The organism is Actinoplanes lutulentus, assembly GCF_003259845.1.
Taxonomy (GTDB): domain Bacteria; phylum Actinomycetota; class Actinomycetes; order Mycobacteriales; family Micromonosporaceae; genus Actinoplanes; species Actinoplanes lutulentus.
In genome coordinates this window covers 14684-30077 of the sequence record NZ_QLMJ01000013.1, presented here as the reverse complement: position 1 = coordinate 30077, position 15394 = coordinate 14684, and the positions used below count along the sequence as shown (strand labels likewise).

Here is a 15394-nt window from a genome sequence, read left to right as displayed (position 1 = left end):
TGTCGGATTTAAATGGGTTTGTGGAGGTCGTTAGCGTGAGTCGGATCGTGATCATCGGTGGGGGACCGGGGGGATACGAGGCCGCCCTGGTCGCCGCGCAGCTCGGCGCGGACATCACCCTCGTCGAGGCGGACGGTCCGGGTGGCGCTTGCGTGCTGACCGACTGTGTCCCCTCGAAGACATTCATCGCCAGCTCGGAGGTGATGACCGGTTACCGGCACAACGAGCGGTTCGGCATCTCCTCGACCGGCCTGGACGGCGTGAGCGTCGACGCGGCCGCGGTGAACCAGCGGGTCAAGTCGCTGGCGCTGGCCCAGTCGGGCGACATCCAGACCAAGCTGATCAAGGCAGGTGTGGACGTGGTCCGCGGCCGGGCCCGGCTCGGCGAGGACCGGCTCGGTCACACCCACCAGGTGCTGATCACCCCGGAGAACGGCGAGACGTACGCGGTGGAGGCCGGCACCGTCCTGCTCGCCACCGGCGCCACCCCGCGGGTGCTCTCCTCGATGCGCCCGGACGGCGAGCGCATCCTCGACTGGCGTCAGGTGTACGACCTGACCGAGCTGCCCAGCCACCTCGTGGTGATCGGTTCCGGTGTGACCGGCGCCGAGTTCGCCAGCGCGTACCTCGCGATGGGCGTACAGGTGACGCTCGTCTCCAGCCGTGAGCGGGTGATGCCGCACGAGGACGCGGACGCCGCGATGGCGATAGAGCGGGTGTTCCGTGAGCGGGGCATGACGATCCTCAGCCAGGCCCGTGGCCAGTCGGTGGTGAACACCGGCGACGGCGTCCAGGTCACCCTCGGCGACGGCAAGGTGATCGAGGCCTCGCACGCGCTGATCGCGGTCGGCGCCATCCCGAACACGGCCGATCTGGGCCTCGAGGAGTACGGCGTAGGGGTCGGCGACGGCGGTTACGTGACCGTCGACCGGGTGTCCCGGACCAACGTGCCGGGCATCTACGCGGCCGGTGACTGCACCGGTGTGCTGCCGCTGGCCAGTGTCGCCGCGATGCAGGGCCGGATCGCGATCTGGCACGCCATGGGTGAGGCGGTGGCGCCGCTGCGGCTGCGTACCGTCTCGGCGAACGTCTTCACCGACCCGGAACTCGCCACTGTCGGTGTCTCGCAGAACGAGGTGGACTCCGGGCGTACGCCTGCCCGCCAGGTGATGCTGCCGCTCACTGGTAACGCCCGGGCCAAGATGGCCGGCCTGCAGGACGGTTTCGTGAAGCTGTTCTGCCGCCTGGCGACCGGGCAGATCATCGGCGGTGTCGTGGTGGCGCCGAAGGCCAGCGAGCTGATCCTGCCGATCACCATGGCGATCGAGAACAACCTGACTGTCGATCAGCTGGCGCACACCATCACGATCTACCCGTCGCTCTCCGGCTCGATCGCGGAAGCGGCGCGGCAGCTGATGCAGCACGAGATCCAGTAGAACCACTGGAGGGCTCTTCGGCGGCCGGTCCGCCGCCGAAGAGCGCGAGAATCCAGCCGGCCGTGCCGAAGATCACAGCGGCCGCGGCGGCGACCGCGAACAGCCGCCAGGCCGACTGGGTGATGGCGGTGCCGCCGAGGTGGCCGACCAGCCCGCCGTAACTGGCCCAGCACAGTGAGGCCAGTCCGTCGTACGCGACGAAGAGCTTGACCGGGTAACCGGAGCGGCCCGCGTGGTAACCCGACGCCATCCGCCCGCCCGGGACGAACCGGCAGAGCAGCATCACCAGCGGGCCGGGCCGGCGCAGGCCGCGGGTGAACCGCTCGGCCGCCCGCCGGGTCCGGCCGGGCTCGCCGGCGTCCTCGCCACGCGGGGCGAAACGTTCGCGCAATGCGCTCAATCGGGCACCGGTCGACCGGCCCAGGACGAACGCGACGGCGTCACCGGCGAACATGCCGATCGCGCCGACGGCGATCACCGCGGCGAGATCGAGATTGCCGTAGACGGTGAGGGCCCCAGAAGTGATCATGATGGCCTGGATGGGTACGACCGGCACCAGAGCGTCCACCGCCAGGAAGCCGAACAGGGCCAGGTAGGCCCATGCCGGCGTTGCCAGCATGGTCAGCAGTTCGGTCATCGGCGTGTCACCTCGCGGCTTCGGGGCTCACGGCATTGTGCGTGGCCGTAGCTGAGAGTGCGCTGTGCTGGTGTAAGAACTCTTTATTCAGAATGCTCTCCGTCCAGACGCTCTCCGTCGTGACGCCGGACACGGTACGTCCGAAGTTCATCCCTGCGCGCCCGGTTTTCGATGGCACCGGGGTCCGCGGCGTACGGTTGGACTGCCCGTGCCGCCGGGTCTCGGAGTGCCCCGGCAGTGCGGCGCGGGCCGCCGGTAGGTCCCGTATCGGCGGCCCGCCCACGGTGACGTGCGATGACACAGCCGAAATCCCTGCGCAACGAACCGTCCGTATGTTCGCGCCATGGCGGATCTTTTCGAGGAATACCGCCTCGGCCCCGGCTGGGACGAGATGTTCGCCGAGCTGGGCGTGCCCCGTGAGAGCTACGAGGCGCTGCACGCAACGTTGCAGCCGCTGTCGAGCGCCGAACTGGGCGTGCGGGCCGAGGTGCTGGCCCGGGCGTTTCTCGACCAGGGCATCACGTTCGCCCTCAAGGGCGTGGAACGACCGTTCCCACTGGACATCGTCCCCCGGATCATCGCGGCTCAGGAGTGGCGCTCGGTCGAGGTCGGCGTCGCACAGCGGATCCGGGCGCTCGAAGCGTTCCTGGCCGATGTGTACGGCGCGGGCCAGGTTCTGGCTGACGGCGTGGTGCCGCGACGGATCATCGCGACCAGCGCGCACTTCCTGCGCGCGGCGGCCGGGATCAACCCACCCAATGGCGTACGCGTACACGTCGCGGGCGTCGACCTGATCCGCGACGAGCAGGGCACGTTCCGGGTTCTCGAGGACAACGTACGGATCCCGTCCGGGGTCAGTTACGTCATGGAGAACCGGCGGGCCATGGCCCAGGTGCTGCCCGAGGTCTTCGCGGCATCCCGGATCCTGCCGGTCGAGTCGTACCCGGCCATGCTGCTGCGGGCACTGCGCGCGGCGGCGCCGACCGGGGTGAACGATCCGACGGTCGTGGTGCTCAGCCCGGGTGTCTTCAACTCGGCGTACTTCGAGCACACGCTGATCGCCCGGGAAATGGGCGTCGAACTGGTCGAGGGCCGTGACCTGATCTGCGTCGGCAACGGGGTCGCGATGCGGACCACGGCCGGCGAGCAGCGGGTCGACGTGATCTACCGCCGGATCGACGATGACTTCCTCGACCCGGTGCATTTCCGGGCCGACTCGATGATCGGCGTCGCGGGCCTGCTCAACGCGGCCCGGGCCGGCCGCGTCACGATCGCCAACGCGGTCGGCAACGGTGTGGCCGACGACAAGCTGCTCTACACGTACGTGCCGGATCTGATCCGGTACTACCTGAACGAAGAGCCGCTGCTGCCGAACGTCGACACGTACCGGCTGGACGAGCCCGGCGTACTGGAGCACGTGCTGGACCATCTGAACGAGCTGGTGCTCAAGCCGGTCGACGGGGCCGGCGGCGCCGGCATCGTGATCGGCTCGGCCGCGATGAACCACGAGCTGGACGCGGTACGCGAGAAGATCGTCGCCAACCCGCGCGGCTGGATCGCCCAGCGCGAGGTGAAGCTCTCGATGGTCCCGACCCTGATCGGTGACCGACTGCGTGGCCGGCACGTCGACCTGCGGCCGTTCGCGGTCAACGACGGCGAGAAGATCTGGGTCCTGCCCGGTGGACTGACCCGGGTGGCGCTGCCGGAAGGCGAGCTGGTCGTCAACTCCAGTCAGGGCGGTGGTTCCAAGGACACCTGGGTCCTGGCATCGCCGGACGACACCATCCCGTTCGAGGTGCCGCACCTGCCCGCCGACCCGGCGCCGCTCAAGGCGGCCGGGCGTCCCGAACCCGGGCCGGCCGGCGCCGCCGATGCGGCCGAGCAGCAACAGCAGCAACAGTGAGGCGGGTGCGGACATGCTGAGCCGGATCGCGGAGTCCCTCTACTGGATTGGCCGGTACGTCGAGCGGGCCGAGGACACCGCCCGCATCCTGGACGTGCACCTGCAGCGGATCCTGGCCGACCCGTGGACCAACGAGGAGACCGCCGTCCGGTCGCTGTTCGGGGTCATGGGCCTGCCGGTGGAAGCGGGTCAGGTCACGTCCGCGCAGGTGGTGGACCTGCTCGGGCTCGATGCCCGGAACCCCAGCTCGGTGGTGGGCGCCCTGGCCGCGGCCCGGGAGAACGCCCGTGGCTGCCGGGAGATCGTCTCCTCGGAGATGTGGGAGTGCCTGAACGCCACGTACCACGGTCTGCCGGGCGCCCGCCGCACGGTGGAGCAGCAGGGTGTGCACGCGTTCTTCCGGTGGGTGCGGGACCGCTGCGCCGTGATGGCCGGGCTGACCGACGCCACCATGAGCCGTGACGAGGGCTGGGTCTTCCTGGTCCTGGGACGCAACATCGAGCGCGTCGACATGACCGCCCGGCTGCTGCGGACCCACGAGCGGGCCGGCGGCAGCATCCCGTCCTGGCTGACGCTGCTGCGGTCCAGCGGGGCGTGGGAGACCTTCTTGCGTACGTATCGAGGCTCGCTCGACGATCGGCACGCGGCCGAGTTCCTGCTGCTCGACCGGCTTTTCCCGCGGTCGGTCTTCGCGGCGCTCTCAGCGGCCGAGGGCTGCCTGGCCGACCTCGAGCCGGACCCGGGCCGGGCCGGTGTGGCGACCGACGCGCAGCGCATCGTCGGCCGGGCTCGCACCGGCCTGGAGTTCCGTGGCGCCGACGAGCTGATCAACGACCTGGGTCCGGTGCTGGCCAGCCTGGAACACACCTGTTCGCAGGTCAACGACGCGGTGTCGCGCCGCTATTTCCGCCAGACGTCGGCGGTCACTTGGAGCAGCGGAGCGGTGGCATGAGCGTGGACAGCTGGCGGCTCAAGGTCCAGCACAAGAGCGGCTTCGAGTACGCGGGACCGGTGTCGTCGTCGTACAACGAGGCCCGGATGTGGCCCCGCAACGAGGCGCGGCAGGCGGTGCTGGACGCCAAGGTCGAGGTCTGGCCGCCGGCGCGCACCTACAAGTACGAGGACTACTGGGGCACCGTCGTCACGGCGTTCGACGTGCACGCGCCGCACGAGCAACTGACCGTGACGGCGTCCTCCACGGTCGAGACCCTGCCGCCCGGCGACCTGGTACCGCCCGGCGAGGGCGCGAGCTGGACCGACCTGGAACAGCACGTCGACCGCTGGTACGAGATGCGGCTGCCGACCCGGCGTACCGGTGTCGACGACGAGCTGCGGTCGATCGTGGCGGACCTACGGGGTACCCACGGCACACCGCAGGAGGCGGCCATGGCGGTCTGTGAGTTCGTGCGGGCCGAGGTGGCGTACGTGCCCGGGTCGACCGGGGTGCAGAGCGACGCCCTGCACGCCTGGGCCCAGCGCAAGGGTGTCTGTCAGGACATCAGCCACCTCGCGGTGGGGATGCTGCGGGAGATGGGCCTGCCGGCCCGGTACGTCTCCGGTTACCTGCACCCGAAACCCGGCGCGACCATCGGCGAGAGCGTCGTCGGGCAGAGCCACGCCTGGGTCGAGTGGTGGGCCGGGCGCTGGACCTCGTTCGACCCGACCAACGGGATCCCGATCGGCGAACGGCACGTCAGCGTCGGCCGAGGCCGGGAGTACGCCGACGTGCCGCCCCTGAAAGGGATCTACTCCGGTCCGAAGAGCACCGGGCAAGGAGTCGAGGTGACGATCACCCGGCTGCGTTGATCTCGCAGATCAGCGTGCCCGCGGTGATCGTGGCGCCGACCTCCAGCGCGAGGCCCGCCACGGTGCCGGCGCGGTGTGCGGTGAGCGGCTGCTCCATTTTCATCGCCTCGATCACCACGATCGTGTCGCCCTCGGCCACCTGGTCACCGTCCTGCACGGCGACCTTGACGATGGTGCCCTGCATCGGAGCGGTGAGACCGCCGCTGGTGACGGCGGACGTCGCGCCCTGAGCGCCCCGCGGACGAGCAGAGCTTCGTTTCGGGGTGCTCCCACCCGTACCGAAGAAGGTTTTGGGAAGACGCACCTCGATGCGCTTTCCACCCACCTCGACCACGACGGTCTCGCGTTCCGCGGCCTCGGCAGAGGCCGCGGCCGGTGCCGCGAAGGCAGGCACCGTGTTGTCCCACTCGGTCTCGATCCAGCGGGTGTGCACCGTGAACGGGTCGCCGGTGAACGCCTCGTCGCGGATCACCGCGCGGTGGAAGGGCAGCACCGTGGCGATGCCCTCGATGATCGTCTCGTCCAGCACCCGGCGGGCACGCTCCAGCGCCTCGGGCCGGGTCGCGCCGGTCACGATGATTTTCGCGAGCATCGAGTCGAAGTTGCCGCCGATCACGCTGCCCGTCTCGACTCCCGAATCAACCCGGACGCCGGGGCCGAACGGCCAGGTCAGCGCGGTGACCGTGCCGGGAGCCGGCAGGAAGCCGCGACCGGCGTCCTCACCGTTGATCCGGAACTCGATCGAGTGGCCGCGCGGAACCGGGTCCTCGGTGATCGCCAGCGGCGCGCCCGAGGCGATCCGGAACTGCTCGCGCACCAGGTCGATGCCGGTGGTCTCCTCGCTGACCGGGTGCTCCACCTGCAGGCGCGTGTTCACCTCCAGGAACGAGATCGTCCCGTCCTGGCCGACCAGGTATTCCACAGTGCCGGCGCCGTAGTAGCCGGCCTCGCGGCAGATCGCTTTCGCGCTCTCGTGGATCTTGGTGCGCTGCTCGTCGGTGAGGAACGGCGCGGGCGCCTCCTCGACCAGTTTCTGATGCCGCCGCTGCAGCGAGCAGTCACGGGTGCCGACCACCACGACGTTGCCGTGGGTGTCCGCGATGACCTGCGCCTCGACGTGCCGGGGACGGTCCAGGTAACGCTCGACGAAGCACTCGCCGCGACCGAACGCGGCCACCGCCTCGCGGGTCGCGCTCTCGAACAGCGCCGGGATCTCCTCGATGGTGCGAGCCACTTTCAGACCACGGCCGCCACCACCGAACGCCGCCTTGATCGCCACCGGGAGGCCGTGCTGCTCGGCGAACGCGACGATCTCCGAGGCGTCGGCCACCGGGTTCGCCGTACCGGGCACCAGGGGTGCACCGGCGCGCTGCGCGATGTGCCGTGCGGTGACCTTGTCACCCAGATCGCGGATCGACTGAGGGCTCGGGCCGATCCAGGTGAGGCCGTTTTCCAGGACGGCTTCCGCGAACTCGGCGTTCTCCGACAGGAAGCCGTAACCCGGGTGCACCGCGTCGGCGCCGCTGCGCACCGCCACGTCCAGCAGTTTGTCGATGCGCAGGTAGGTGTCGGCGGCGGTCTCACCGTCCAGCGCGTAGGCCTCGTCGGCCGCGCGCGCGTGCAGCGCGTCCCGGTCGCTGTCGGCGTAGACGGCGACGCTCGAGAGGCCGGCGTCCTTGCAGGCCCGGATCACCCGGAGGGCGATCTCGCCACGGTTGGCGATCAATATCTTCCGCACGGGAAGAGCCTAACGGTCGTTCCGCTCTTTTGGCCTCGATGCGAATCCGAATTTACTTCCCGGAGATTCAGTTTCGCCACAGGCTGGTGATCGGTACGCCCATCTCGCCGAGAAGCGTGCGCAGCAACGGCAGCGAAAGGCCGATCACGTTGCCCGGGTCGCCCTCGATCCGCTCGACGAACGCGCCACCCCGGCCGTCCAGGGTGAAACCGCCGGCCACCTGGAGCGGTTCGCCGGAGGCCACGTACGCCTCGATCTCCGCGTCGCTGACGTCGGCGAAGTGCACCGTGGTGGTGCCGACCGCCTCCGCCTGAAGGCCGCTGACCAGGCCGGTCAGGTGGTGGCCGGTGTGCAGCACGCCGGACTTGCCGCGCATCGCGGACCAGCGCTTCATCGCTTCCTCGGGGCTCGACGGCTTGCCGAAGATCTCGCTGCCGAACGCCAGCACCGAGTCGCAGCCGAGCACCAGCGCACCCGGGTCGGCCGGGAGGTCGGCGGCCACGGTGCGTGCCTTCATCCGGGCGAGGGCGAGACAGAGCGTGGACGCGTCCTCAGCATCGACAACGCTCTCGTCCACGCCACTCACGATGACCTCGGCGTCGATGCCGGCGCCGGTCAGAAGGGCGCGGCGGGCCGGGCTGGCCGAGGCGAGGATCAGGCGGTACGTGATGTCGGTCTGCACGGAAAGGGAGCCTACAAGGCATCGGTGTGTGCTTGTGGGCGCAAGCGTCAGGTTTACGCCATTTATGGGTCAGCGGGTCAGGCGGTGGCTCAGGGATTCCAGAAGGCCGGCGAATTCGAGGCGTTCACCGCGGTCCAGGCTCGCGTACGCCTGACCGGCCAGGGAGTTGGCCACCGCCTCGGCCCACATCAGGCGGCGGACCAGGGGGCCGGCGTGCGGGTACGGCGGCTGCCAGCCGAACGCCACCGCTCCGGTCTCGCCGTCCGGGCCCGCGATGATCGCTTCGAGCGGGGTGAGCCCGCTGGCCCGGACCGCGATGACGTGCACACCCTGCCGGTGCTCGTGCAGCAGGTGCAGCAGGACGGCCGCGCGGGCACCCGGTGCCGGGTCCGGCACCGGCATGGCCCGCCAGGCCGCGAAGAGGGTCAGGCCCGCGGCGTCGATCGCGTCGACCACCCGGCCGGCCAGCTCCAGCAGCCGGGTCAGCCGGGGGAAGGCGCCGAGCTGCTCGGCACCCCAGGCGCAGAGCTCGTGCAGGTGCCAGGTGGCGACCTCGACCGGGGCGGACGTTTTCGCTGTCGCCTCCCAGCCGTCGGTGACCGCCTCGGGGGCGATGAAGGCGAGCGCGGCGGCCACCGTCTCCGGCCGGACGTCGCCGAGCGCACCGGCCCGGGCCGACACGTGGTAGGCCCAGCCGGAGAGCCCCAGCAGCCGGGCCCGGCGCAACGTCTGCGGTGATTCCGCGAAGGCTCCGACTATGGCGGCGAGTCCCGCCTTGGCGTTGGCGGCGGCCTGTTCGGGGGTCACCTGCCCGATTCTGCACTCCCTGACCGGTTAAAGAAAACGCTCCCTGCCGATCTCAGCCTCAGGATTCCAGGTCGTCCAGCGCCGCTTGGACGTCACCGACCTGCCGCCGGGCCGCCGCTGCCTCGCGCTCAGCGGTACGCCGGGCCAGCTTGCGCCGTGCCACGTCGGCCACCGCCTCGGTGCGCCGCCGTTCCAGCTCGGCCAGTTCGGCGTCCAGATCCTCGACCAGGTGGCCGGCGTCGCGTTCGGCCGCCTCGGCCCGCTCCAGCTGGGCGTCGGCACGGTGCTCGGCCGCCATCGCCGCGGTCAGTTCCCGATCGAGTTCCCGGCGTCGCCGCTCCTGCTCGCGTTTGCGCTGATCGGCGGCGGCACGCTCACGGGCGGAGAGGCGGGCTGGTTCCGTACCCTCGGGCTCCGGATCGAAGGGCGAGATGGGCTCCGAGGTCGCGGCAGGCTCGGACGGCGAGCCGGCAGGCTCGTCGGTGACTAGGCGCAGGCGGGGGCGCGGCACCTCGCCGAAACCGGCGTAGGTCGCGGCCCGGATCAGCCGTCCGGTGCGCACCTGCTCGGCGATCTCCGGCTCGGCGAGGGCGGCGGTGAGCGTCGCCTCCACCTCGGCGAGCGGCAGTTTGGTGGTGGTGGCACCGGCCTTGACGGCCAGTTTGCGGGCCGCCGCGACCAGCGCGGACACGAACTGGCGGCGCTGGTTGGACAACTCACGCAGCTGGTCGCCGTGCAGGTCGCGCTGGGCGCTGCGCAGGGCGGCGGAGAGCTCGACCAGCTCGTCGATGAGGTCGGGGCGGTGCAGGGCGAGCAGGTTGACCACCCAGGCCGCCACTGTCGGTTTCTTCAGCGCGGCGAGACGTTTGGCCGCGTCCCGGTCGCCGGACCTGCGGGCCTCTTCGATCGCGGCGGCCCGGGCCGCGACGAAGCCGTCCGGCGGCTCCTCGTAGAGACGCCGGACCGTGGCATCGGTGCCGGTGACCACGTCAGTCGAGCACGGTTCCGGGCGCCACCCGCTGGAACTTGGTATCGGAGAAGTTCTCCAGGTGGTGGCCGTAAACGGTCGCGCCACGCTCGTTGAGCAGGCCGTCGTGCAACGCGAAGGCCCGGCCCGGCCGCGCCGACCGGATGAACTCCAGCGACTCGGCGATGGTGGCCCAGGGCGCGTTCATCGGCGCGAAAAGGGTCTCCACCTCCACCCCGTCGGGCAGCGTGAACGAGTCGCCCGGGTGGTAGACGTTGGCGGCGCCGTCGTCGATCAGGAAGCCCAGGTTCGCGAAGACAGGCACGTACGGGTGAATGATGGCGTGCTGTCCGCCGTACGCACGGACCCGGAAACCGGCGGCCTCGAACTCCTCGCCGGACGCCACCGCGGTCGTCGAGGCGGCCACGCTGTCGAGCAGAGGCAGCACCGCCTCGTGCGCGAAGATCCGCAGGTCCGGCCGCCGGGACACCGCCGCGGTCACCGCGTCGACGTCCAGGTGGTCGAAGTGCTCGTGGGTGATGAGCACGGCGTCCGCGCCGTCCAATGCGGACTCTTCGGAGAAAACGCCGGGATCCACCACGAGAACTCCCGCGCCCTCGAGTCGCAGACATGAATGCGTGAACTTCGTGACGCGCACGGGACCCCTCCGCTGCTCGGTGAACCTTTTTCAACCTGACATCAGGCCGAAGGTATCTGGCCGTAACCCGGCGCCAGCCACTTCGGCCCTCGCCACGTTGAAAAAAGTTCAATCGTGACCGGTCAACAAGCAGTCTGCCGGAACCGATCGCCGTGTGGCGTACGTCCCAACTCCTCAAGCATGAGCGGATCGGAGTGACGATGCATAAACGGGGTGCCACCAAACTGATCGCCGCGGCGTTGCTCGCGGGGGCGTTGCTCGCCGGGTGCGGAGCGGACAGCAGCGACTCAGGGGTCGCGTCGCAGGCCGAGCCGGCCATGGGCGGAGCGGATCAGGAAGCCCCGGCGGCCGACCGCGCGGGCGGCGGCGAAGCGGACAGCGCCGGCAAGGCGAACGAGGGCTCGAACACCACCGCGGAGTCGCCCGACCTGCGGGTCGACCAGCGTTCGATCATCTACACCGGCTCGATCACGGTACGCGTCGACAACGTCACCACGGCCGCCGCGCAGGTCACCGGCATCGCGTCGGCGTCCGGCGGTTTCGTCGGCGGCGACGAGCGGCACAGCGGCACCGGCGCGGACACCGCGAACCTGACCCTGCGGATCCCGGCCGCGAAGTTCAGCTCGGTGGTCGACCAGCTCGCCAAGCTGGGCACCGAGGAGACCCGCGGGATCAACACCGAGGACGTCACCGAGCAGGTCGTCGACCTGGACGCCCGGATCTCGGTGCAGACGGCCCGGGTGGAGAGCGGCAAGAAACTGCTCGGCCAGGCCAAGTCCCTCGACGATCTGGTGATGCTGGAACGCGAGGTGGCGACCCGGGAAGCCGACCTGGCCTCACTGGAGGCGAAGAAGCGCCGGCTCGCCGACCTGACGTCGCTCTCCACGATCACCGTGGTGCTGCTCGACCCGGACGCCACCAGCGCCGAGCCGGACGACGAGACGCCGGGCTTCCTGGCCGGCCTCGCCGGCGGCTGGGACGCGCTGAAGGCGTCTCTGGCCGTCCTGGCGACAGTGCTCGGCGCGTTGCTGCCGTGGCTCATCGCGCTCGGCATCCCCGCAGCGGTGGTCGTTTACCTGGTCCGGCGGTACCGCCGCCGCGAGGCACCGCCGGCCGCAACCCCCTGACCCCCTGACCCCCTGACCTCAGAAGGCTCAGAAGGCTCCGGAGGCGAGCGCCGCCAGGGCTGTGTGCGTCATGACCCGCACTCCGTAACCGATGCTGCGCTCGTCCACGTCGAAGTCGCCCTGGTGCAGGTCGTGACGCACGTCCGAGCCGGGGACGGCGGTGCCGAGCCGGATCATCGCGCCCGGCACGTGCTCCAGGTAGAACGAGAAGTCCTCGCCGCCCATGCTGAGCTCGGCCTCGACCACCCGGTCGGCGCCGAGCGCGGCACCGGCGGCGCCGGCCACGATCGCCGACGCCATCCGGTCGTTGATCACCGGCGGCACACCGCGCTGGTAATTGACCTCGACGTCGGCACCGGTCGCCGCGACCACGTCGTGGATCAGCTTGGTGACCAGTTCCGGCGCCTCGCGCCAGGCCTCCCGGCTGAGCACCCGGACGGTGCCGCGCACCTCGCCGGCGCCCGGGATCGCGTTGAACGCCTGCCCGGCGTGCACCGCGCCCCAGACCAGGGAGAGTCCGGCCCGCGGGTCGATCCGGCGGGCCAGCAGAGCCGGCACGTCGACGATGACCCGGCCCAGCGCGTGCACCAGGTCGGCGGTCAGGTGCGGGCGGGCGGTGTGCCCGCCGGGGCCGGTCAGCTTCACCGAGACCGCGTCGGCGGCCGCGGTGAACGGCCCGGAGCGGACACCGACGAGACCGGCCGGCAGCTGGGGGTAGCAGTGCAGCGCGAAGATGGCCGCGACGTCCTTGAGCGCACCCGCCGCGATCGCCTCGGGGGCGCCGGACGGCATCGCCTCCTCGGCCGGCTGGAAGATCAGCCGCACCCGGCCGGACAGCTCGCCCTGCTCGTGCAGTTTCGCCAAGGCCAGGCCGAGGCCGAGCATCACGGTGGTGTGCACGTCGTGACCGCAGGCGTGCGCCAGGTTGTCCACGGTGCTGCGGTACGGCACGTCCTTGAGGTCCTGCAGCGGCAGCGCGTCGATGTCGGCGCGGAACGCGATGATCCGATCACCCTCGCCGATGTCGCAGACGACTCCGTTGCCCCGGGGCAGCATCCGCGGGGTGAGGCCGGCGACGGTCAGCTCACGGGCGATCAGCGCGGCGGTCTCGAACTCGGAGTGTGACGGCTCCGGGTGAGCATGGATGTGCCGGCGAATCGTTACCAGCTCTGAACCCCGCGCGGCGAGCCAGCGATCAAGCTGACCAGGGAGCGGGTCGGCACCGGGCAGCATCCCGGGCCACGGCGTATCGACACCTTCCGGCGCCGTCAGAGCAGCAGTCACGTCGGCTTCCGTATTCGTTCTAGAGGTTTGTCGGGTTTCGCGACGCGCGTCAGCGTAGCCCGAATTCCATCACGCTGTGTAACGGGAGGGTAAAGAGGTTGCCACTCCACAGCAGGGGCGAGGCGGGCCCACGGGAGATCGTCCCGGCCCGCCAACCCCTCAACGGGTAGCGAATCGCTCAGGTGACGCGACACACCAGCTGTACGTTGCCTCAACGGTAGGACGTTCGCGCTCCCTCCGGCGACCAACCGCCGACAGTGAGGGTTTTTGCACCCTGAGTTCGCCGGCGCCCACACTCGGCCACTTCACGGCTACCCACCGTCGAAGTGTGTTGAACACTCCACCCGTGACTTTCATTGAGCGCCACCCAGCGGGCAAGATAGCGGGGTTGGCGACAGCCCCTATACCCCCTCGGTGGCATCCTCAGTGACTCAGATTCCGACGTGGAGCGGTGGCAACACCTCCCCTCTCAGCGGACGTGCGGCCCCGGGCACGCTCATCGGCGGGCGGTACACGCTGCGCGCCGCGGTGGGTCACGGCGGCATGGGAACGGTGTGGCGCGCGGCGGACACGCTGCTGCGCCGCGACGTGGCGATCAAGGAGGTGATCCTCCCGCCAGGTCTCGCACCCAGCGACCGCGACTCGATGTACGAGCGCACCATGCGGGAGGCCCGCGCCGCCGCCGCGCTCCAGCACCCGGCCGTCGTCCAGGTCTACGACGTGGTCCACGAGAACGGCCGGCCATGGATCGTGATGGAGCTGCTGGACGCCCGCAGCCTCGCCGACATGGTCATCGAGGACGGCCCGGTCTCCCCGCGAGTGGTCGCGAAGATCGGCATCGCTCTGCTCGGCGCTCTCGAGGTCGCGCACGCCCACGGCGTGCTGCACCGCGACGTGAAGCCGGCGAACGTGCTGATCTGCCAGGACGGCCGCTGCGTGCTGACCGACTTCGGCGTCGCCCGGATGCCCACCGACGTGCAGCTGACCACGCCCGGCATGGTTCTGGGCTCGCCGCACTTCATCTCGCCGGAGCGGGCCATGGGCCACGACTTCGGCCCGCCGAGCGACCTGTTCTCGCTGGGCGTCACGCTCTACACCGCGATCGAGGGACGCCCGCCGTTCGACAAGGGTGACCCGATCGAGACCATGCACGCGGTGGTCGAGGACCCGCCGGCGCCGGTCGTGCGCGCGGGCTCGCTCGCCCCGGTGCTGATGGGCCTGCTGGAGAAAAACCCGGGCCAGCGGATGGACGTGACCACCGCCCGCACCATCCTGCGTCAGCAGCTGGCCGGCCCGCTGGCCAGCAAGCAGCCGCCGCACATGATGACCGACCCCTACTCGGTGGTCTCGTCGTCCCGACCGACCAGCCCGGCGCCCGGCGCGACCCAACAGATCCCGCCGCAGCCCAGCGGCCAGATCGGTGGCCGGGCGATGCTCCAGTCCGGTGAGTCGCTCACCGACCACCTCAACAAGCTCCAGCAGCAGAACTCCCCCGGCGGCCGCCGCCGTGCCCCGGAGCCCGCCGGTGAGAACCCGGGCGGTTTCCCGACCAGCATGATGCGGCAGCAGCCGCAGTCGGGTGACCCGACCAGCGTGATCCCGCCGCACAACCCGTGGAACTCGGGCGACCAGCGCCCCGGCACCGTGGTGATGAGCCCGGCGGCGAAACGGCGCGCCACCATGAGCAAGGTGACGACCGGCGCGAAGGAGACCACCGACAAGCTGGTCACCACGTTCAAGTCCTGGCCGCGTAACAAGCAGCTGGCCTCGGCCGGCGCCGCCGCGGCCGTCGTGCTGGTGCTGATCCTGGTCTTCTCGCTGGGCGGCGGCGACGATCCGGCCGGCCAGGACGCACAGGCTCAGCCGGCGGCGAGCGCCGCGGTCGAGCTGCCGCCGGTGCAGACCCAGGACTTCCAGGGCAACGCCTCGATCAGCGTGCAGGTTCCGGCCGGCTGGACCCGCACCTCCGGCCAGACGTACGTGGATTACGTGAACCCGGACAACAAGGCGGTCAAGGTCCGCGTCCTTCTGGAGAAGGGCTCGATCTCACCGAACCGGTTCGTCAACGAGACCGCGCCCGGCACCTTGAAGAAGTCGAAGAACTGCCCGAAGCCGTACACCCAGGGCGAGACCATCGAGGTCGAGGTCGCGGGCAACGCCGGTGCGCAGTTCGAGTACACCTGCGGCGAGGGTGACGCCATGCGTCACGGCATCTGGCGGATGACCACCATCGGCAACAAGATGTACTCGTTCTACCTGACCACTCCGGAAGTCGACTTCGCCGCCAGCAAGCCGTACTTCGACAAGATGGCGGAGACCTTTCAGATCGCCGGGTGACGCTGTGCTATC

13 protein-coding genes are annotated in these 15394 nt (G+C 70.3%); 6 read left to right on the top strand and 7 right to left on the bottom strand.

Annotation, left to right across the window (positions count from 1 at the left end):
• The first annotated feature begins 35 nt into the window (after positions 1 to 35).
• Positions 36 to 1436, top strand: coding sequence for an NAD(P)H-quinone dehydrogenase (locus B0I29_RS25660; RefSeq protein WP_111651646.1), 1401 nt, complete (start codon positions 36 to 38; stop codon positions 1434 to 1436).
• On the opposite strand, the gene B0I29_RS25655 is transcribed toward B0I29_RS25660, so the two are convergent.
• Positions 1363 to 2073 (bottom strand): DedA family protein, encoded by a 711-nt coding sequence (locus B0I29_RS25655; protein ID WP_111651645.1) that lies wholly within the window; start codon positions 2071 to 2073, stop codon positions 1363 to 1365. The two genes, B0I29_RS25660 and B0I29_RS25655, sit on opposite strands and share 74 nt — an antisense overlap.
• A gap of 343 nt (positions 2074 to 2416) precedes the next feature.
• Here B0I29_RS25655 and B0I29_RS25650 point away from each other — a divergent pair, with 343 nt between their 5' ends.
• From B0I29_RS25650 to B0I29_RS25640, 3 genes are read left to right on the top strand one after another with little or no spacing between them, the layout of a single operon-like run.
• Positions 2417 to 3976 carry a circularly permuted type 2 ATP-grasp protein gene (locus B0I29_RS25650; protein ID WP_111651644.1) on the top strand — a complete coding sequence of 520 codons (1560 nt, stop codon included), beginning with the start codon at positions 2417 to 2419 and terminating at the stop codon, positions 3974 to 3976.
• Positions 3977 to 3989: 13 nt separating this feature from the next.
• Positions 3990 to 4928 (top strand): alpha-E domain-containing protein, encoded by a 939-nt coding sequence (locus tag B0I29_RS25645; RefSeq protein WP_111651853.1) that lies wholly within the window; start codon positions 3990 to 3992, stop codon positions 4926 to 4928.
• The gene (locus B0I29_RS25640; protein ID WP_111651643.1) at positions 4925 to 5782 is read left to right on the top strand and encodes a transglutaminase family protein; all 858 of its coding nucleotides are present in this window, start codon (positions 4925 to 4927) and stop codon (positions 5780 to 5782) included. Before B0I29_RS25645 ends, B0I29_RS25640 begins: the two co-directional genes overlap by 4 nt.
• Here the strand turns inward: B0I29_RS25640 and B0I29_RS25635 are convergent.
• The 5 genes from B0I29_RS25635 to B0I29_RS25615 form a co-directional block, all read right to left on the bottom strand.
• A complete protein-coding gene (locus B0I29_RS25635; protein WP_111651642.1) occupies positions 5766 to 7520 on the bottom strand; it encodes an acetyl/propionyl/methylcrotonyl-CoA carboxylase subunit alpha in 1755 nt (584 codons plus the stop codon). The two genes, B0I29_RS25640 and B0I29_RS25635, sit on opposite strands and share 17 nt — an antisense overlap.
• A 67-nt stretch (positions 7521 to 7587) precedes the next feature.
• Entirely contained in the window at positions 7588 to 8202 is a 615-nt protein-coding gene (locus tag B0I29_RS25630) for a Maf family protein (RefSeq protein ID WP_111651641.1), read from the bottom strand.
• Positions 8203 to 8271: 69 nt separating this feature from the next.
• On the bottom strand, positions 8272 to 9009 hold the full coding sequence (locus tag B0I29_RS25625; RefSeq protein WP_111651640.1) for an SCO6745 family protein: 738 nt from the start codon (positions 9007 to 9009) through the stop codon (positions 8272 to 8274).
• A gap of 58 nt (positions 9010 to 9067) precedes the next feature.
• Positions 9068 to 9997, bottom strand: a complete 930-nt coding sequence (locus B0I29_RS25620) for a hypothetical protein (RefSeq protein WP_111651639.1) — start codon at positions 9995 to 9997, stop codon at positions 9068 to 9070.
• Position 9998: 1 nt separating this feature from the next.
• Positions 9999 to 10634 (bottom strand): MBL fold metallo-hydrolase, encoded by a 636-nt coding sequence (locus B0I29_RS25615; RefSeq protein ID WP_111651638.1) that lies wholly within the window; start codon positions 10632 to 10634, stop codon positions 9999 to 10001.
• Between the two features lie 200 nt (positions 10635 to 10834).
• Here B0I29_RS25615 and B0I29_RS25610 point away from each other — a divergent pair, with 200 nt between their 5' ends.
• Entirely contained in the window at positions 10835 to 11761 is a 927-nt protein-coding gene (locus B0I29_RS25610; RefSeq protein ID WP_111651637.1) for a DUF4349 domain-containing protein, read from the top strand.
• Positions 11762 to 11788: 27 nt separating this feature from the next.
• Here the strand turns inward: B0I29_RS25610 and B0I29_RS25605 are convergent, their stop codons facing one another.
• Positions 11789 to 13045: an amidohydrolase gene (locus B0I29_RS25605; RefSeq protein ID WP_111651636.1), complete on the bottom strand. Its 1257-nt coding sequence runs from the start codon at positions 13043 to 13045 to the stop codon at positions 11789 to 11791.
• Between the two features lie 426 nt (positions 13046 to 13471).
• Here B0I29_RS25605 and B0I29_RS25600 point away from each other — a divergent pair, with 426 nt between their 5' ends.
• On the top strand, positions 13472 to 15382 hold the full coding sequence (locus B0I29_RS25600; protein ID WP_111651635.1) for a serine/threonine-protein kinase: 1911 nt from the start codon (positions 13472 to 13474) through the stop codon (positions 15380 to 15382).
• Positions 15383 to 15394 lie beyond the last annotated feature (12 nt).